This window comes from Streptomyces sp. NPDC044061, from assembly GCF_056434305.1.
This window is the reverse complement of sequence record NZ_JBWKFL010000042.1, coordinates 15,159-32,793: the sequence shown is the minus strand read 5'-3', so window position 1 is coordinate 32,793 and position 17,635 is coordinate 15,159. Positions and strand designations below refer to the sequence as shown.

The following is a 17,635-nucleotide window of genomic DNA, read 5'->3' as shown; positions in this document are numbered from 1 at the left end:
TCCGCCTCTTTCCGTCCGGGAGCGGTGCCCGGTCAGACTCAGGCAGGACGGCAGCAATCGACCAGAGAATTTGCTGAGACCGCAAAAGACGAGGTTGGGCGGCGTTCCGGTCGTCCCGGTCGGACCACGCGTCAGGCACCTCGTGACCGGCGGGGCTCCTCGCCCCGCGCCCGCAGCCGTGCCCGCTGGGGAACCACCACGTAGGCCGGATCCTTCGTCGAGGCGACGCCCGCCTCGAAGGTGCCGAAGCGTTGCAGGGCGCTGCCGGCGAGAAGGGCCAGTCCGGCGGCGGCCGCGGCGGTGCGGTTGCGGCGGGCCACGGTGAGCGACGCGAGGGTTCCGGCCAGGGTGAGGTATTCGGAGGCCCGTCGCAGGCGGTGGGCCCGGCCCCGGGTGTAGGCGGTGGTCTCCAGTTCCGGCCGGCGTTCGATCAGCCGGGCGGCGACGAGTTCCGCGCTCGCCCCGATGGCCGCCAGCTTCCGGGCAGGGCCTGCCTCGGGCACGGGCGTCAGCAGCATTCCGAGGCCGGCGCCGCTCGCGGCCGCGGATCCGGTGAACAGGAACGGCAGTTCGCGCCGGGCTTCGTGCCAGGCCGGGACGGCGGTCTGGGACAGCAGCACCGCGGTGTAGGAGGCCAGAGCGGGGGCGAAGACCGCCGCGGACAGGCCGCCCGGACGGCCGGCCCGCTCCAGCAGCCGGCCGGGCAGTGTGGCGCGCAGCGAGCGCGGCAGCAGCTCGGCGACGGCGGCCAGGCCGCTGCCGGGGCCGTAGGCGACGAGGATCCAGGTGCCGACGGACATCGGTGAACTCGGCTTGGCCACCCGGAGCATGTGGTGGAACCGTTCGGGGCGGCCGAGGTCGGCGATCAGCAGGTAGCTGCTGGCCAGCAGGGCGCCGAAGCCGCCCAGGCGTCCGGCACGGCGCAGGGCCGGGCGGCCGGTCAGGTCGGCGCCGGCGGAGAGCAGGGCGGCACCGGCCGACAGGCCGCCGGTGAACAGGTAGGCCGGGACCTTCCACTCCCACACAGGTGGCTTCAGCACCGGACGCCCGTAGTAGGAGCGGAACTCACCCGGGGAGACGGCGCTTTCGCCGTCGTGTCCGGTGCGGTCGCGGCCCGCACTGTGGGTGCGGGCCCGGAAGCCGGCGCCGTCCCTGTCGCTGCGCGGCTCGTGCGGGAGTCCGTCCTCGTCGGTCATCGGCGGCCTTCCTTGATGAAGACGGCGGCGGTCGCCGCGAGCATGGCGGAGGCCGCCACCGCGGCGTGCTTCCACATGGAGGGCAGATCGCGGGTGGGGACGACGGGGTCGGGCGGGAGTCCGTAGACCTCCGGGTCGTCCAGCAGCAGGAAGAAGGCGCCGTCGCCGCCCACTCCGTCCTCGGGGTCGCGGCCGTACAGGTGGGCCTCGCTCACGCCCGCTTCGTGCAGCTGCTCCACTCTGCGGTCGGCCCGCTCGCGCAGTTCGTCGAGGGGCCCGAACTGGATGGAGTCGGTGGGGCAGGCCTTGGCGCAGGCGGGTTCGAGGCCGCCACGCAGGCGGTCGTAGCACAGGGTGCACTTCCAGGCGCGGCCGTCGTCGGGGCGGCGGTCGATGACGCCGTAGGGACAGCCGGAGACGCAGTAGCCGCAGCCGTTGCAGATGTCGGGCTGCACCACGACGCTGCCGAACTCGGTGCGGAAGAGCGCGCCGGTGGGGCAGACGTCGAGGCATCCGGCGTGCGTGCAGTGCTTGCAGACGTCGGAGGACATCAGCCAGCGGAAGTCGGTACGGGTCTCCGCACCGGTCCCGGCGCCGGGCAGGTCGAAGGAGGGGAAGCCCAGGTCGACCGGCTGGGTGCCGAGTTCGCCACCGCCTCGCGGGGTTTCGTGCAGCGCGTCCGCGACGACCTCGGACGTGTGCTCGGTGGCGGAGGGCCCGGTGGGCAGGTCGGACAGGCCGGCGTCCTGGCGGCCCAGCGGGCGTTCCTGTTCGATGAACGCGACGTGCCGCCAGGAACTCGCGCCGAGCATGCCGGTGTTGTCGAAGGACATGCCCAGCAGGTCGAAGCCGTCGTCCGGGACGTCGTTCCACTCCTTGCAGGCCACTTCGCACGCCTTGCAGCCGATGCACACGGAGGTGTCGGTGAAGAAGCCTACGCGGGGCGGGTGTTCGCTGTGGCCGGCGTCCGCGGCGGGGTCCTCCAGGGGCCCGTACAGACTGTGTTCGTGAGTCATGAGGAGTCCTCCGGCCGGTCCGGCTCGGTGTGGCTGGGCGTGGTGTCCTCGCCCACGGTCATGAGGCGGGTGCCGGTTGCCGGGGTGATCCCGGCCCGGCGGCGGTAGTCCTGGACGTACTCCAGCAGGGCGGGTCCCCTGGGGCGGCGTCCGGGGCGGATGTCGCAGGTGAGCACCTTGCTCTCCTGGATCAGCACGTTGGGGTCGGTCACCACGCCGATGAGGTCGTTGACCACGTCCCCCCTGGTCAGACCCGACTGGCCCCAGTGGTACGGCATCCAGACCTGGTGGATCGTGCGGTTCTCGACGCGCAGTGGCGCCAGCCGGTCGGTGACGACGACGCGGGCCTCGACCGCTGTGCGGCTGGTGATCACGTGGGCCCAGTCCAGGTGGCGCAGTCCGCGTTCGGCGGCCAGCTCCGGCGAGACCTCCACGAACAGCTCGGGCTGCAGTTCCGAGAGGTAGGCCAGTTGGCGGCTCATGCCGCCGGCGGTGTGGTGCTCGGTGAGCCGCGCCGCCGTGAACACGAAGGGGAACACCTCGCCGTGTGCCTCGGGCGGGGCCGGGTTGGAGGGGTTGTCGCGGCGCCCGTACACCTTTCGCGTCGGGTTGGCCTGCTGGCCGTACAGGAGATTGGGTACGGGCGACTCGTGCGGCTCGTAGTGGGTGGGCAGCGGGCCGTCCGCGAGGCCGGTGGGCGCGAACAGCCAGGCCTTGCCGTCGGCCATCATGATGAACGCGTCCTCGCCGCTGAGTGCCTGGGGCCCCGACGCCCCCTCGGGCGGCCGGTATCGGGGCGGCTTGTCCTTCTCGAAGTCCGGGGTGTCGTGGCCGGTCCACCGGCCGCGCTCCTCGTCCCACCAGACGAGGGCCTTGCGTTCGCTCCAGGGCCTGCCCTGCGGGTCGGCGGAGGCGCGGTTGTAGAGGACGCGCCGGTTCAGCGGCCAGGTCCAGCCCCACTCGGCGTCGTACGGCCCCTGCTCGAATCGGGGTTTGCGGCGCCGGGCCTGGTTGACCTCGCCGGCGTGGACGCCGCTGTAGATCCAGCAGCCGCAGGCCGTGCTGCCGTCGGCCCTGAGGTCGGTGTAGCTGTCGACGGTCCGGCCGGTGCGCAGGTCGATGCCGTTGATGTGGCGCAGTACGTCGGCGGCCGATGGTTCGTCGCCCTCGGTGCGGTAGTCCCAGGCGAGGTCGAGGACGGGCCGGTCGCGGTCGTCGGTCGAGCCGGCCAGCCTTTCCTTGACACGCAGGCCGAGGTGGTGGAAGAACCACAGCTCGGAGCGCTGGTCACCGCTCGGTTCGACGGCCTGGTCCCGCCACTGCAGCATCCGCTGGGTCTGGGTGAACGTGCCGGACTTCTCCACGTGCGAGGCGGCGGGGAAGAAGAACACCTCCGTGCGGCACCGCTCGGTGACGATCTCACCGGTCTCGGTCTCGGGGGCGTCCTTCCAGAAGGTGGCACTCTCGATCATGTTCAGGTCGCGGACGACGAGCCAGTCCAGGTTGGCCATGCCGAGGCGCTGCAGCCGGCCGTGGGCGGAGCCGACGGCGGGGTTCTGACCGAGCAGGAAGTAGCCGTACACCTTCCCGTCGATCATGTCCATCGCGGTGCGGTAGGTGCCGTGGTCGCCGTTGATGCGGGGCAGGTAGTCGAAGCAGTAGTCGTTCTCGGCGGTCGCCGCCTCGCCCCAGTACTCCTTCAGCAGGGAGATCATGTAGGCGTCGGCGTTGCCCCAGAAGCCCTTCTGGCCGGGTCTGCGGATGCCGTCGAGGTACGCGGTCAGGCTCTCGTGGGTGGTGTCCGGCATCGGCAGATAGCCGGGGAGCAGGTTGAACAGGGTCGGGATGTCCGTGGAGCCCTGGATGCTGGCGTGCCCGCGCAGCGCGTAGATGCCTCCGCCGGGGCGGCCGATGTTGCCCAGCAGCAGTTGGATGATGGATCCGGCGCGGATGTACTGGGCGCCGACGGAGTGCTGAGTCCAGCCCACGCTGTACACCAGGGCCCCGGTGCGCTCGCGTCCGGAGTTCTGTGTCCACGCTCGGCACACGTCGAGGAACAGCTCCCGCGGCACCCCGCAGATCCGCTCGACCATCTCCGGTGTGTAGCGGGCGTAGTGCCGTTTGAGTACCTGGAAGACGCACCGGGGGTGCCTCAGGGTGGGGTCGGCCGCGATCTCCCCTGCGCCGCCCTCGACGACCGGTCCCCCGGCACCGTGCTGGTCGGGCGCGGCCTGCTCCTTCGGCCGGTGACCTGGGCGTTCCTCCGTCTCGATGCTCTCGTACGCCCAGCTGGAGGAGTCGTAGGAGGCGGTGTGCGGGTCGTAGCCGCTGAACAGGCCGTCGAGGTCCTCGGTGTCCTGGAACCGCTCGCTCAGCAGGAACGGGGCGTTGGTGTACGCCTGCACGTACTCCCTGAAGTACAGGTCGTGGGTCAGGATGTGGTTGATGACGCCGCCGAGGAACGCGATGTCGGTGCCCGCGCGCAGCGTGACGTGCTGGTCGGCCAGCGCGCTGGTACGGGTGAACCGCGGATCGATGTGGATCACGCGGGTCCCGCGCGCCTTGGCCTCCAGCACCCACTGGAACCCGACGGGATGGGCCTCGGCCATGTTCGAGCCCATGATGACGATGCAGTCGGCGTTGACCAGGTCCTGCTGGTAGCCGGTGGCGCCGCCGCGTCCGAACGAGACTCCCAGACCGGGAACCGTGGCGGAGTGTCAAATACGTGCCTGGTTCTCGATCTGCAGGGCGCCGAGCGCGGTGAACAACTTCTTGATCAGGTAGTTTTCCTCGTTGTCCAGCGTGGCGCCGCCCAGGCTGGCGATGCCCATGGTGCGCCGGAGCGTGTTCCCGGACTCGTCGGCGTGCTGCCAGCCCCTGCGCCGGGCGTCCAGCACCCGGTCGGCCACCATGTCCATGGCCGTCTCGAGGTCGAGGTCCTGCCATTCGGTGGCGTACGGCGGCCGGTAGCGGACCTTCTGCTCGCGCTGCGGGCCGGTGACGAGCTGCTTGCTGGCGGATCCCTTGGGGCACAGCCGACCGCGGGAGATGGGGCTGTCCGGGTTGCCCTCGATCTGGATGACCCGCTCGTCCTTCACATAGACGCGCTGTGCGCAGCCCACCGCGCAGTAGGGACAGACCGAGTCCACCACGCGGTCCGCGCCGTCGGTGCGGGGCGTGAGTCCGGCCGAGCGCCGGGACTCGGCCGCCTTGCCGCGGCCGAGCCGGTCGGTGCCGGTGATCTGCCGGTACACCGGCCACTGGCCGAACCACCGTTCCAGGCCCATGAGCCCTGCTCCTTCGTGCGGTGGCATGCGCTTCGTACGAGACTAGCCGCGTGCCGGGCCCACGCAACCCGGCGTCGTCGCGGGTCGACGCGCACGTCAGCGCCTCCGGGACGGAGGGGTCCCCGCGGGGGACCGTCAGCAGACGATGGACACGATCCGGCACGCGGCTTCGGCAAGCCGTCGCTCGCCCCGGATGCGGACGCGGGCCAGGGCGGTGCCGTGATCGATGCCGCGGGTGCACAGTCGCCAGGCGGTCTCCGGGTCCAGCCACACCGATGCGGCCGGCCGGCCGCTCGGCGCCCGCGCGAGGGTCCAGCCGCCCGCGGTGGCGGTCACGGTCCAGGAGCCGCCGGCCGGCTCGTCGATCACCATCCGGAGTTGAGTCCCGAGGGGCGCCGGCGTGTGCCGCAGGGTGTGGGGCAGGGCCCGCATGAAGGTGTCCAGGACCATGGACAGGGCTCGGGGCTCCGTGTCCGTGGCCCGGCCGGTGGCGTGGCGGATCTGCTGCCGGTGCGTCCAGTACTCGGTGAGCTCCCGAGCGATGTCCAGCCACCTCGGCGCCGGGTCGGCTCCTGCCCAGGACACCCCCAGGCCCGCCGCTGCGGGGTCGGCGCTCAGGAACCGGTCGGCGACCTGGGCCCCGGCCACCTCCAGGGCCTCCATGAGCTGAGCGGGGGTGTGGTCGGCGTGGAGGTCGATCCATTCCTGGTTGACGCGATGGATGAACGCCTCGAGCGTCTCTCCCTCCCCGGCGGCGCGCCGGAGCGCGGCTCCGCGCCGGCCGAGACGGCCCTGGTAGTCACCGAGGATGTGCGCGGCGAGATCGCGGACGGTCCAGCCGGGGACGGCCGCGTTGTTCCATTCGGTGGGCCGCAGGCCACGTAGTTCATCGAGCAAAGACGTCAGTTCCCGCCCGAAGAGCGGGCGAGCGTCGATCGGCGGGCCGAGCCGTGCGGGGTCGGCCGCGCCGTCGGGCGCGAGACGCATGGAGGCACTCCTGTCGGCCGCGAAAGCCGATTTGGTTGAACGCGACGCCAACAACTGTGCCGTTCTCGAGATGCAGTTGAGCGGCCGTTCCCATAGCGTGGTCGGTAAGAGTGCGTCCAGGGTGTTCCTCTCCCTTGTCGTGGGGTTCGGCCGACGGTCCCGTCAGCGCGAGAATCACCACACCCCCAGGAGACATCATGGCCACGGTTCCCGCCGCCACCCGCCCCCTCTCGGTCTATGTCCTCGCCGGCATCAGACTGTTCAACGGAGCCGCCGGTCTGCTGGCACCGGAGATGCTCATCCGGCGGTTCGACCCCGACCGCGATCCCCCCAGCCCGGCCGCCATCTACGCCTTCCGCCTCTTCGGCATCCGCACGGTCCTCCTCGGCTTCGACCTGCTGACCCACAGCGGAGCCCGGCTGCGCGACGACGTGAGCGAGGGCATCCTGATCCACGGCAGCGACACCGCGACAGCGGCCACGCTCGGCCTCCACGGCCAGGTACCGCCGCGCACGGCGTTCCTGACCACCTTCATCTCGGCCGTCAACACCGTTCTGGCCGTCAGCGCCAGCGCTTCGCTCGCCAACTCCCCCAAGGACAGACGGACGTGAACACGCAGTCCGGGACCACTCCCCCCACCGAGACCGGCTTCGACTACGTCGTCGTCGGCGCCGGCGCCGGTGGCGGACCGCTCGCGGCCAACCTCGCCGCCGCGGGGATGCGCACCCTCCTCCTCGACGCCGGCGGTGCGGAGGAGAACGACAGCTACCTGGTGCCCGCCTTCCACGCCGACGCCTCCGAGGATCCCGTCCAGTGCTGGAACTACTTCGTACGGCACTACGCCGACGAGCAGCAGCAACGGCGCGACAGCAAGCTCGTACCGGACAGGGGCGTCCTCTACCCGCGCGCCGGAACGGTCGGCGGGTGCACCGCGCACCATGCGCTGATCACCGTCTACCCCTACAACCGCGACTGGGACGCCATCGCGGAGGAGACGGGTGACGCGAGCTGGCACAGCTCGGCCATGCGCCGGTACTTCGAGCGGCTGGAGCGCTGCACCTACCGGCCCCGGCCGAAGGAGCCGCCCGGCATCCCGCTGCTGGCCGCGTTGCTCCGGGCGCTGCCCTTCGTGTCGGACCGGTACCGCAACAACGCCCGGCACGGGTTCGACGGCTGGCTGCCCACCGCGCTGGCCGACCCACGACTGGCCGTGCAGGACGAACAGTTGCTGAAGGTCATCCTCTCGGCCGCGGAGGACACGCTCGCCGGTTTCCTCGACCGGCCGCTGTCACCTCTCGAGGGGTTGGGCTCCTTGGTCGACCCCAACGACTGGCGGGTGCAGACCCACGCGTTGCAAGGGCTGTGGCAGATTCCCGTCTCCACCGACGGCGGCCGCCGCAGCGCCGTACGCGAACGCGTCCAGGCCGTGCAGCGGGAGCATCCTGACCAACTGGTGGTCCGAACCCACGCGTTGGCCGCGCGGATCGTACTGGACGAGGGCAATGCGGCGACCGGCGTCGACTATCTGGACGCGGCGCACGCCTACCGGGCCGATCCCGGTACCCGCCCGGAGTCCGGTCCACCGGTGCTGCGCCGGGTCGTCGCCGCACGCGAGGTGATCCTGGCCGCGGGGGCCTTCAACACACCCCAGCTGTTGATGCTTTCGGGCATCGGACCACCCGAGGAGCTGCGGCGGCACGGCATCCCGGTGCGTGTCGGACTGCACGGAGTCGGCGCCAATCTCCAGGACCGGTACGAAGTCGGCGTGGTCAGCCAGATGGACCGCGAGTTCCCGGTCATCAGGGACTGCTCCTTCCACGCTCCGCGGGCCGGGAGCGAGCCGGACCGCTGCTACCGGGCGTGGCAGCAGGGCAAGGGCCTCTACACCACCAACGGCGCCGTCCTCGGCATCACCCGCAAGTCCCGCCCGGACCTGGACGCCCCCGACCTGTTCATCTTCGGCGGCCCCTTCGACTTCCGGGGATACCGCCCCGGATACTCCCTCGACCTGACCCTCCAAAAGGACCGCTTCACCTGGGCCATCCTCAAGAGCCGCACCCACAACACGGGGGGCCGGGTCCGGCTGCGCTCCCCCGACCCCCGTGACACGCCACTGGTCAACTTCCACTACTTCACCGAGGGCACGGACAAGGAGGGCCTGGACCTCGAAGCGATGGCCGACGCCGTGGAGTTCGTGCGCGGGATGAACCGCAGGGCCGGCTCCGTGATCCTCAAGGAGCTGTGGCCCGGCGACGACGTCGACGACCGCGACGCCGTACGCGGGTTCGTCCAGGACGAGGCGTGGGGCCACCACGCGTCGTGCACCTGCCGGATGGGACGTGCCGACGATCCCTCGGCGGTGGTCGACAGCGCCTTCCGGGTCCGCGGGGTGGACCGCCTGCGGATCGTCGACGCCTCGGTCTTCCCGCGCATTCCCGGGTTCTTCGTCGCCGCGCCCATCTACATGATCAGTGAGAAGGCGAGCGAGGTGATCCTCGGCGACGCGGCCCACGCCTGACCCCATACGGACCTGACCCCGCACGAGCGCGCGATTCCCGCGCGAACGAACAGGAGCCACCCAAGGAGTATCGCGATGAGCACGCACCGACGCGCCGCACGGCGTTCCCCGGCCGGATACCGCACGTCACTCCCCTGGCGGATCATCACCGGCGCCGCCCAGTACATCGACCGCCGCTTCGGCTGGGACAAACTGCCCGTCGCCGGGGGCCTGCTGACACTCTTCGGACTGCGTGTCAGGCTTCGGCAGAAGAACCTGTACGACACCAGCGGGCTGCCCTCGATCAACCAGCCCAAGCCCGCGCCGCCGTCCGCGAGCAACCGGGTCAACCGGACCGCCGACGGCAGCCACAACGACCTCGGCGACCCGCGCATGGGCATGGCGGGCACCCGCTTCGGCCGGAACATCCCGCTGGAGAACATCGCCCCGGCCGCACCCGAGGACGTGCTGTCCGCGCCCAGTCCGCGCGAGGTCAGCCGCACCCTGCTCACCCGCCACGAGCTCATCGCGGCCGAATCCGTGAACTCCCTGGTCTCCGCCTGGCTCCAGTTCATGATCCGTGACTGGTTCAGTCACGGCACGAGCCCCACGGACCGGCCCTGGGAGGTGCCCCTGCTGGACGACGACCCGTGGCCGGAACACCCCATGCAGATCTTCCGGACACCGGACGACCCGACCCGTGACCCGCAGGCGCCTCCCGGTACGCCCGACACCCGCGTCAACGCCTCCTCCCACTGGTGGGACGCCTCCCAGATCTACGGCAAGAACGAGGCCGAGCAGCACCAGCTGCGCACCGGGCAACTGGGCAAGCTGCACCTGTGGGACGACGAGCAGGCCCCCGTACCCGCTGATCCCTCCCAGGACCCCACGCGCGTTCCGGGCTTCTGGCTGGGCCTCGCGATGATGCAGGACCTGTTCACCCGGGAGCACAACGCGATCTGCGACCACCTGCACGGCGCCTACCCCTCCTGGAGCGACGAGGAGCTCTTCCAGCGTGCCCGGCTCGTCAACGCCGCGCTCCTCGCCAAGATCCACACCGTGGAGTGGACACCGGCGGTGATCAGCCATCCCACCACCGTCAAGGCGCTGCGCGCCAACTGGTGGGGCGTCGCGGGCGAACGCGTCCACAACCTGTTCGGCCGGATCAGCGACAGCGAGGTCATCAGCGGCATTCCCGGCGGCGAGACCGACCACTACGGCGTCCCGTACGCCCTCACCGAGGAGTTCGTGGCGGTCTACCGGATGCACCCGCTGATCCGCGACGACTGGCACCTGCGCTCCGTCGCCGACGACACGACCCTGCGCCAGTGCACCCTGCGCGACATCTCGGGCCCGGGAGCGCTGAAGTTCCTGGAGACCACGGAGATGGCCGACCTGCTGTACAGCTTCGGCACGCTCCATCCCGGACTGGTCACGCTGCACAACTTCCCGAGTTTCCTGCAGGAGTTCGAGCGGCCCGACGGTCATCTGCAGGACCTCGCCGCGACCGACATCCTGCGCTCGCGGGAGCTGGGGGTGCCCCGCTACAACGAGTTCCGGCGGCTGCTGCGGCTCAAGCCCGCCGCGACCTTCACGGAGCTGGCGCACGACCCGGCGTGGGCCGAGCAGATCGAGCGGCTCTACGAAGGCGACATCGAGAAGGTCGACCTGATGGTCGGGCTGTACGCGGAGAAGCTCCCGGCCGGATTCGCCTTCAGCGACACGGCGTTCCGCATCTTCATCCTGATGGCCTCGCGCCGGCTGAACAGCGACCGCTTCTTCACCACGTACTACACCCCCGAGGTCTACTCCAAGGCCGGCCTGGCCTGGATCGACGACAACAGCATGGTCACCGTCCTGCTGCGCCACCACCCCGAGCTGCGTACGGCCCTGTCCGGGCTGACCAACGCCTTCGTGCCGTGGCACAACGCCGCACGGAAGGACACCTGAGATGGCGGCGACGGAAAGGCTCCGGCAGGAGCGCGCACACCAACTCGCCGCGGCCGCCGAGCGATACCGCGCGACCAGCGACGAGCGCCGGGCCGTGGAGCGGCAGCAGGATGCCGGCGTTCCCTTCCCGGACTCGCGGCAGGCGCTCGCGGCGCGCGCCACGCGCCTGCTGGACCGGCACGCCGTGCCCGCCGCCCTGGCCGTGGAGGCCGTGCGCGCGGAGCCGCTGGCCGCGCCCGACGCCTACGAACGCATCCTCGGGGTGTCCAAGGACCTGCAGGCGTGGAGCTTTCTGCCGCGCGGCGCCCGGGCGGCACGTACCGTCGCCCGGATCTCGACCCGGGAGAACGGACGCGAACTGCCGCTCGGCACCGGCTTCCTGGTGTCGCCGAGCCTGCTGATGACCAATCATCATGTGCTCTCCGACGCGGACACGGCCCGGCAGTGCTTCGTCGAGTTCGATGCCCAGGTCACCGTCGACAACACCCCGCAGCCGGCGGCGCGGCTGGAGTTCGCCCCGGACGCGTTCTTCGTGGCCGACCAGCGCCTGGACTACGCCCTTGTGTCGGTGGCTCCCGGGCCGGACGGTCGGCCGCCGGGCGAGACGTTCGGCTGGAACCGGCTCAGCGTCCAGCCGGGCAAGCTGGTCATCGGCGAGCCGGTCAACGTGATCGGCCACCCGATGGGGCGACTGAAGGAGATCGCCGTCCGCGACAACATGCTGCAGGTGCGGCTCGACGACTTCCTCCAGTACAAGACGGACACCGAGCCCGGGAATTCGGGTTCCCCGGTCTTCAACGACCAGTGGGAGGTCGTGGCGCTCCACCACAGCGGGGTGCCGAAGACCGACGAGCAGGGGCACGTCCTGCGCACGGACGGGCAGGTGTGGCAGCCGGGGGACGGCGAGGACGCGGTCGACTGGGTGGCCAACGAGGGTGTGCGCGTCAGCTCCATCCTTCGGCACCTCGCGCAGCTGCCGGCCGGCACGCGGTCGGGTCCGCTCGCGGAGATGGGCACCGAGTCGGGTCTGGGCCTGGCGGAGTCCCTGGTTCCCGCTCCGGCGCCCGCGGCCGTCGTACCCGGGCCGGCCGCCGCGGCGGCGGTCACGCACACGGGCCTGCGCGCCCGGGACGGCGCGTTCGGCGGCGAGCGTCATCTCGTGTTCCTGCACGGGCGCTCCCAGGAGCACAAGGATCCGGAGAACCTGCGCCGCGAGTGGACGGCCGGTCTCAATCAGGGACTTGTCCGTGCCGGCCTCCCGCCGGTCGACCCGGCCGACGCCTGGTTCCCGTACTACGGCGATCGGCTGGTGCAGGTGCTCTCCGCGCACGAGGCCGTCCCACGGTTCACCGAGGCGGCGAGTCTGTCCCCGGCCGAGGCGGTCGCTCCCGTCTCGCCCACGGCCCGAGCGGTGTACGAGGAGATGATCGGCGAGGCCGCCAGCAGGTGGGACCTCCCCAAGGAGAGACAGCCCGACCTCGAGCGGATCGCCCTGGGCGACGTCGTCGGAGGCCTTCATCGGCAGCTGAGCTGGCTGGCCGCGAGGAGCGACCTCGACGCGTGGACGATCGCCCTGGTCCTGCACGACGTGGCCGCGTATCTCGACGACCGGCCCGTCCGGGACGCGGTCCTGGACAGTGTGCTGGACACGTTGCCGCAGGAGGGCGAGGTAATACTCGTCAGCCACAGCCTCGGCACGGTGGTCGGCATGGACCTCACCACGCGGTTGTCTCCCGCCCTGCGCACCATCCACCTCACCACGGTGGGCAGTCCGCTGGGGCTGGACAGCGTGTACAAGAGGCTGCTCATCGGCGGCCCGAAGCGCCCCGACGTGGTGGCGGACTGGCTCAACGCGTGGTCACCGTCCGACGCGGTGGCCATCGGCTGCCCGTTGGCCGACGAGTGGGCCGGCACGGTGACCGACGTCGCCGTCATCAACGCCCGCGACCGGGCCCACAACATCGCGGAGTACCTCTCCCACCCGGAGGTCGCCGGGGAGATCGGCAGCCACCTCGGGCTCACCGCGGTTGCGTAGCCGCCGAGGCCGAGGCGTGCACAGAGGCCTGCCGATCAACCTCTGACCAGGCAGAAGGGGTGCCCGGCCGGGCCGGTGAGGACCCGCCACCTGTCCCCGCCCGGCTGGTGCTCCGGTATGCGCGCGCCCAGTTCCAGGAGCCGGGCCGCAGCCTCGTCCAGGTCCTCGACCGCGAAGTCGAAGTGGAACTGCTGGGGGACGGTCCGGTCGGGCCGGCGCGGCACCCGGTGGTCGTCGACCCGTCGAAAGCCGATGAAGAGTCCGTCCCCGCGGCTGAGGCCGGCGAACTCGGCGTTCGACTTCGGGTGACGCGCAAGGCCGGTGGCCTGCTCGTAGAACGCTGCCGGCGCCGGCGGATCGGGGCAGTCGAGCGTAATCGCGGTCAATCGCATCTGCAAGGACACGGCGCCTCCGGGCTCATCGGCGGATTCTCGCTCCGCACACCCTGGAGGTGGCCGCCCGCCGATCGGTCGTCGCGGAGCCGTGGCATGATCCACGAGCATGAGTACTGCACCGGCGGATCGGCCCGTTGCCCTGGTCACCGGGTCCACTTCGGGGATCGGGGAGGCCGTCGCGCGCAGGCTGGCGGCCGACGGCATGCTGGTCGTCGTGCACTCACGGAGCAGTGCGGAGGCCGGGGAGGCGCTGGCGGCCGAGCTCGGTGGTGCGTACGTGCGAGCCGACCTGGCGGTGGAGGCGGAGTCCCGCGAGCTGGTGGCGGCGGCGCTCGGCCGGTACGGGCGGCTGGACGTGCTGGTGAACAACGCGGGCATCAGCTGGCCGATCCCGCACCATGACCTCGCCGCGGCGACGCCCGCGGACTGGCGCCGGTTGCTGGAGGTCAACCTGATCGCGCCCTGGGTGCTGTGCACGGCGGCGCTGCCGGCGCTGCGCGAGTCCCCGGCGGGCGGCAGCATCGTGAACGTCACCAGCCACGCCGGGGTGCGTCCCAAGGGCTCGTCGGTGCCCTATGCGGCGAGCAAGGCGGCGCTGAACCATGTGACCCGGCTGCTCGCGGCCGCGCTCGCGCCCGACGTGCGGGTGAACGCGGTGGCGCCGGGGCTGGTGGACACTCCCATGACGAAGGACTGGGCGCAGGCGCACGAACTGTGGCGGGAGCGAGCGCCCATGCGCCGACCGGCCCAACCTGCCGACGTGGCCGACCTGGTGGCGTCGGTGATCGCCAACACCTATCTCACGGGCGAGGTCATCATGCTCGACGGCGGGCTGAATCTGACCTGATGATCCGGCTCCTCGGGTGGTCCGGGCGTTCTCGGGCAAGTCCCCGTGCGCCGACGGGCACGTCCCAGGGCCCTGCCGCTCCTGACCTCTCGCGGACGGTGTGAGTCCACGGGAGGCGAGGAGAGCCATGACTGGGAGCCCTGCGCCGAGCCGTTCCCTCCTGACGCCTGCCCGGTGGCCCGGACGCCGGAAACAGCGATCCGGGGACGCCATGCCGGGCCGGGACCCCGGGGAACCGCACCGGACCGCCACCTCCCTGGAACTCCTCTTCGACCTGTGCTTCGTCATAGCGTGGCGCAGGCGTCCGCGAGCCTGAGCACCGCGGTGACCGCCGGGCACTACACCACCGGCTCCCTGCGCTTCGCACTGGTGTTCTTCACCGTCTGGTGGGCCTGGATGAACTTCACTTGGTTCGCATCCGCCTACGACCCGGACGACGTCCCCTACCGGTTGACGGTGCTGGTCCAGATCACGGGGTCCCTGATCCTCGCCGCCGGAGTCCCGCGGGCGTTCAGGGACGGGGACCTGCGCGTCATCACGCTCGGGTACGCGCTGCTCCGTACGGCTCCGGCCGCGCTGTGGCTGCGTGCCGCTCGTTCGGATCCCGGTCGGCGGCGGACGGCGCTGCGCTTCGCCGCCGGAGTGACGGGCTGCCAGATCGGCTGGATCGGGCTGCTCTTCCTCCCGGCGTCGGCACACCTGCCGGTCGTGCTCGCGCTGATCGCCGCCGAGGTCTCGGTCCCGGTGTGGGCACAGTCCGCCGGGATGACGCCCTGGCACCCGCACCACATCGCCGAACGGTACGAACTCTTCACCCCCATCGTGCTCGGTGAGTCCGTCACGGCCGCCACCACGGCGGTCCGCGGCGCCCTCGACCGGCACCACCACGCCGGGGCCCTGTACGCGCTGGCGGCCGGCGGCCTCGTCATGGTCTTCTCCATGTGGTGGCTCTACTTCGCCCGGCCGGCCCACACCCTGCTCGCCACGACGCACCGGGCCCACCGCAGGAGGTTCGTCTGGGCGTACGGGCACTACCTGATCTTCGCCTCGGCCGCCGCCGAGGGTGCCGGCCTGGCGGCGTACGCGCACCTGGTCTCCCGGCGCGCCGATGCCCCGTCGGCGGCAGCGGGTGCGGCGGTCACCGTGCCGCTGGCGGTCTTCCTGATCACCCTGTGGGTCCTCCAGGTTCGGCCGCACCGGCGCTGCGGGCTCACGGCGTTCGCGTTTCCCGCTGTGGCTCTCGCAGTCCTGGCGGCCGCGTGCACCCCGGCGCCGGCGCTTGTCGCCGGTCTGCTCGCGGCGGTCCTGGCCGTCGTGTCCGGCAGGCCAGTGTCCGGCGGGCCCTAGAGGTCGAGGACGACCTCGGTGGCAGGTCGGCTGCAGCAGACGAGGGCGGTGCCGGCCTCGGGGAGTTCGAGGGGCTGGGTGGCGTAGGTGATGTCGCCCGAGACGAGTTGGGTGACGCAGGTGTGGCAGACGCCGGTGCGGCAGGACCAGCGGGTGGGGATGTCGCAGGCTTCGGCGAGGTCGAGGAGCGAGGCGTAGGCGGGCGACCACGGGGTGGCGATGCCGCTGCGGGCGAAGGTGATGAGGGGGCCGGTGCCGGGGGTGCCGGGTGGCTGGTGCGGCCGGACGGTGGCGGCGGGTGTGACGCCTGGGTTGATGGCGGGCAGGGCGCTGAACTGTTCGGTGTGGATGCGCTCGGGGCGCAGGCCGAGGTCGTGCAGGTAGCCACCGAGGGCGTCCATGAAGGCGGTTGGCCCGCAGAGGTAGGCGTCCGCGTCGGTGGGAATGCCCATGGCCGCGAGGGACCGGGCGGTCGGGCGTCCCTGGGTGATGTGGGCCTGATCGGGGTGCGGGGCGGCTTCGGCGGTGTAGTAGATGTGCTCGCGGGCGTCGGGGAGTTGGGCCAGGAGCGCGTGGGCCTCGTCCGCGAAGGCGTGGTGGGCGCGGTCGTGGGCGGTGTGGATCCACCAGACGGGGCGCGGGTCCTGGTGGGCGGCGAGTCGGTGCAGCATGGCGAGCACGGGAGTGGCGCCGATCCCGGCGGAGACGAGGACGACCGGCCGGGTGCCTTCCTGGAGCACGAACGTCCCGCGGGGGCTGGCGATGCCGACGACGTCCCCGGGATGGAGCGTGGCATGGAGGTAGCTGCTGACGTGTCCGTGCGGCTCGTGCTTGACGCTGATGCGGTACGTGTCGGCCGTGGGCGTGTCGGAGAGGGAGTAGCTGCGCACGGCCGGGGCGGCATCACCGGCGGCGAGGCGAAGGGAGAGGTACTGGCCGGGACTGCCCGCGGGCAGGGGCGTGCCGTCGGCGGTGTTGAGGTAGATCGAGGAGACAGTGGGGGTTTCGGGCACGATGCGTGCGACGCGCATGGCCCTGAACCCCGGCCATCCCTGCTCTGCCCGGGGCGGCCCGGTGCCCGCCCGCTCCTCCTGCCGTCCGGGGGGCGGGGCGGCGGTGAGTTCGCGGAAGGACTGCTGCCATCCCGGGCTGAGGGCGGGGATGGCGAGTGCTTTGCGCAGTTTCGCGGGCTCACGGTCGGGGAGATAGAGCAGCGCGTCGGTGTCGGCGACGGTGAGTTCTTCCGGGCCCCTGCGGGTGAGGACGATCTCGGCGCCGGCCTCGACGCTTCCCTCGGTGATCACGCGCAGGTAGAAGCCGGGGCGGTGGTGGGCGACCAGGAGGGCGGCCATGGTGGGTTCGCCCAGGCGCATGCCGACGCGGTAGCAGGTGACGCGGGGCTGGGTGACCTCGAATTCGGCTTCGCCGATGCGATACCGGTCGCCGATGCACACTTCGTCGTCGGGCAGGCCGTCGACGGTGAAGTTCTCGCCGAAGATCCCGAAGGTCAGGTCGTCGCGACCGAGTTGCTTCTGCCAGTACTGGTAGGACTGCAGCTGGTAGACGAGGACGGCGCGGATCTCACCGCCGTGGCCGGCGAGGTCGCCCTGGCCGTCTCCGTCGATGTTCAGCCGCCGCACCATGCGCGGGCCGTGCACGGGGGATTTCCAGGCGCCGGTGTGGACGGTTCTTCCCTGCCAGGAGACGTTCTTGGGCGTTCCTACGTTGACGGACAGCAGCGTCGCCATCGCGGACCTCCTGCGGGGGTGGCCGGCCGGGGCAGCTCCTCATGGCGTGGTGGTCTGTACTCCGGTCGATACTAGTTCTGCACCGGTGGTGCCGCGATTCCGTGATCACGAGGTCCCGGCTCGTGATCGGCCGACTGCCGCTTCGCGGGTGCGCCGACAGTGACGCCGTGCCTGCATACGGTGGCCACGGTTCCTGGTGCGCGGGAGTCGCGCAGGCCGACGCCCGTGTCAAGGCTCTCCGACCCGCACCGACCGCTTCCCCCGGGAACGGCCCACGCGAGCCGGCGCACCTCCGGCATCCCGCTGCCGGAGGTGCGCGCGCGGGCAGTT

The 17,635-nt window shown here is 71.4% G+C and carries 12 protein-coding genes; 6 read left to right on the top strand and 6 right to left on the bottom strand.

The window, feature by feature from the left end:
* Positions 1-131: 131 nt before the first annotated feature.
* The 4 genes from nrfD to AC07CM_RS41025 all read right to left on the bottom strand — a co-directional run bounded on the left by nrfD (position 132) and on the right by AC07CM_RS41025 (position 6,486).
* Positions 132-1,196: an NrfD/PsrC family molybdoenzyme membrane anchor subunit gene (gene nrfD / locus AC07CM_RS41040; protein WP_478881635.1), complete on the bottom strand. Its 1,065-nt coding sequence runs from the start codon at positions 1,194-1,196 to the stop codon at positions 132-134.
* Positions 1,193-2,212: a 4Fe-4S dicluster domain-containing protein gene (locus tag AC07CM_RS41035; RefSeq protein ID WP_478881634.1), complete on the bottom strand. Its 1,020-nt coding sequence runs from the start codon at positions 2,210-2,212 to the stop codon at positions 1,193-1,195. The genes nrfD and AC07CM_RS41035 overlap by 4 nt, the downstream gene beginning before the upstream one ends.
* Positions 2,209-5,499, bottom strand: a complete 3,291-nt coding sequence (gene fdh / locus AC07CM_RS41030; protein ID WP_478881633.1) for a formate dehydrogenase — start codon at positions 5,497-5,499, stop codon at positions 2,209-2,211. Before fdh ends, AC07CM_RS41035 begins: the two co-directional genes overlap by 4 nt.
* A gap of 135 nt (positions 5,500-5,634) precedes the next feature.
* Complete coding sequence (locus AC07CM_RS41025; protein ID WP_478881632.1) at positions 5,635-6,486, bottom strand: maleylpyruvate isomerase family mycothiol-dependent enzyme; 852 nt, start codon at positions 6,484-6,486, stop codon at positions 5,635-5,637.
* A 197-nt stretch (positions 6,487-6,683) separates the two neighbouring features.
* On the opposite strand from AC07CM_RS41025, the gene AC07CM_RS41020 reads away from it, so the two are divergent.
* The 4 genes from AC07CM_RS41020 to AC07CM_RS41005 all read left to right on the top strand — a co-directional run bounded on the left by AC07CM_RS41020 (position 6,684) and on the right by AC07CM_RS41005 (position 12,968).
* Positions 6,684-7,097, top strand: coding sequence for a hypothetical protein (locus tag AC07CM_RS41020; RefSeq protein WP_478881631.1), 414 nt, complete (start codon positions 6,684-6,686; stop codon positions 7,095-7,097).
* Positions 7,094-9,004 (top strand): GMC family oxidoreductase, encoded by a 1,911-nt coding sequence (locus AC07CM_RS41015; protein WP_478881630.1) that lies wholly within the window; start codon positions 7,094-7,096, stop codon positions 9,002-9,004. Before AC07CM_RS41020 ends, AC07CM_RS41015 begins: the two co-directional genes overlap by 4 nt.
* 75 nt (positions 9,005-9,079) lie before the next feature.
* Positions 9,080-10,933 carry a peroxidase family protein gene (locus AC07CM_RS41010; protein ID WP_478881629.1) on the top strand — a complete coding sequence of 618 codons (1,854 nt, stop codon included), beginning with the start codon at positions 9,080-9,082 and terminating at the stop codon, positions 10,931-10,933.
* 1 nt (position 10,934) lies between these two features.
* On the top strand, positions 10,935-12,968 hold the full coding sequence (locus AC07CM_RS41005) for a trypsin-like serine peptidase (RefSeq protein ID WP_478881628.1): 2,034 nt from the start codon (positions 10,935-10,937) through the stop codon (positions 12,966-12,968).
* Between the two features lie 35 nt (positions 12,969-13,003).
* Here the strand turns inward: AC07CM_RS41005 and AC07CM_RS41000 are convergent, their stop codons facing one another.
* Positions 13,004-13,372, bottom strand: a complete 369-nt coding sequence (locus AC07CM_RS41000; protein WP_478881627.1) for a VOC family protein — start codon at positions 13,370-13,372, stop codon at positions 13,004-13,006.
* 97 nt (positions 13,373-13,469) lie between these two features.
* Between AC07CM_RS41000 and AC07CM_RS40995 the strand changes: the two genes are divergently transcribed.
* Positions 13,470-14,210, top strand: coding sequence for an SDR family NAD(P)-dependent oxidoreductase (locus AC07CM_RS40995; RefSeq protein WP_478881626.1), 741 nt, complete (start codon positions 13,470-13,472; stop codon positions 14,208-14,210).
* A gap of 291 nt (positions 14,211-14,501) precedes the next feature.
* A complete protein-coding gene (locus tag AC07CM_RS40990) occupies positions 14,502-15,557 on the top strand; it encodes a low temperature requirement protein A (protein ID WP_478881625.1) in 1,056 nt (351 codons plus the stop codon).
* On the opposite strand, the gene AC07CM_RS40985 is transcribed toward AC07CM_RS40990, so the two are convergent.
* Positions 15,554-17,305: an MOSC domain-containing protein gene (locus AC07CM_RS40985; RefSeq protein WP_478881624.1), complete on the bottom strand. Its 1,752-nt coding sequence runs from the start codon at positions 17,303-17,305 to the stop codon at positions 15,554-15,556. The two genes, AC07CM_RS40990 and AC07CM_RS40985, sit on opposite strands and share 4 nt — an antisense overlap.
* Between the last annotated feature and the right edge of the window lie 330 nt (positions 17,306-17,635).

What these genes read in the sequence shown, in the direction of transcription:
- nrfD (WP_478881635.1), bottom strand. Translation starts at nt 1,196, where the DNA reads ATGACCGACGAGGACGGACTCCCGCACGAGCCGCGCAGCGACAGGGAC.
- AC07CM_RS41025 (WP_478881632.1), bottom strand. Translation starts at nt 6,486, where the DNA reads ATGCGTCTCGCGCCCGACGGCGCGGCCGACCCCGCACGGCTCGGCCCG.
- AC07CM_RS41020 (WP_478881631.1), top strand. Translation starts at nt 6,684, where the DNA reads ATGGCCACGGTTCCCGCCGCCACCCGCCCCCTCTCGGTCTATGTCCTC.
- AC07CM_RS41010 (WP_478881629.1), top strand. Translation starts at nt 9,080, where the DNA reads ATGAGCACGCACCGACGCGCCGCACGGCGTTCCCCGGCCGGATACCGC.
- AC07CM_RS40995 (WP_478881626.1), top strand. Translation starts at nt 13,470, where the DNA reads ATGAGTACTGCACCGGCGGATCGGCCCGTTGCCCTGGTCACCGGGTCC.
- AC07CM_RS41035 (WP_478881634.1), bottom strand. Translation starts at nt 2,212, where the DNA reads ATGACTCACGAACACAGTCTGTACGGGCCCCTGGAGGACCCCGCCGCG.
- AC07CM_RS41005 (WP_478881628.1), top strand. Translation starts at nt 10,935, where the DNA reads ATGGCGGCGACGGAAAGGCTCCGGCAGGAGCGCGCACACCAACTCGCC.
- AC07CM_RS40985 (WP_478881624.1), bottom strand. Translation starts at nt 17,305, where the DNA reads ATGGCGACGCTGCTGTCCGTCAACGTAGGAACGCCCAAGAACGTCTCC.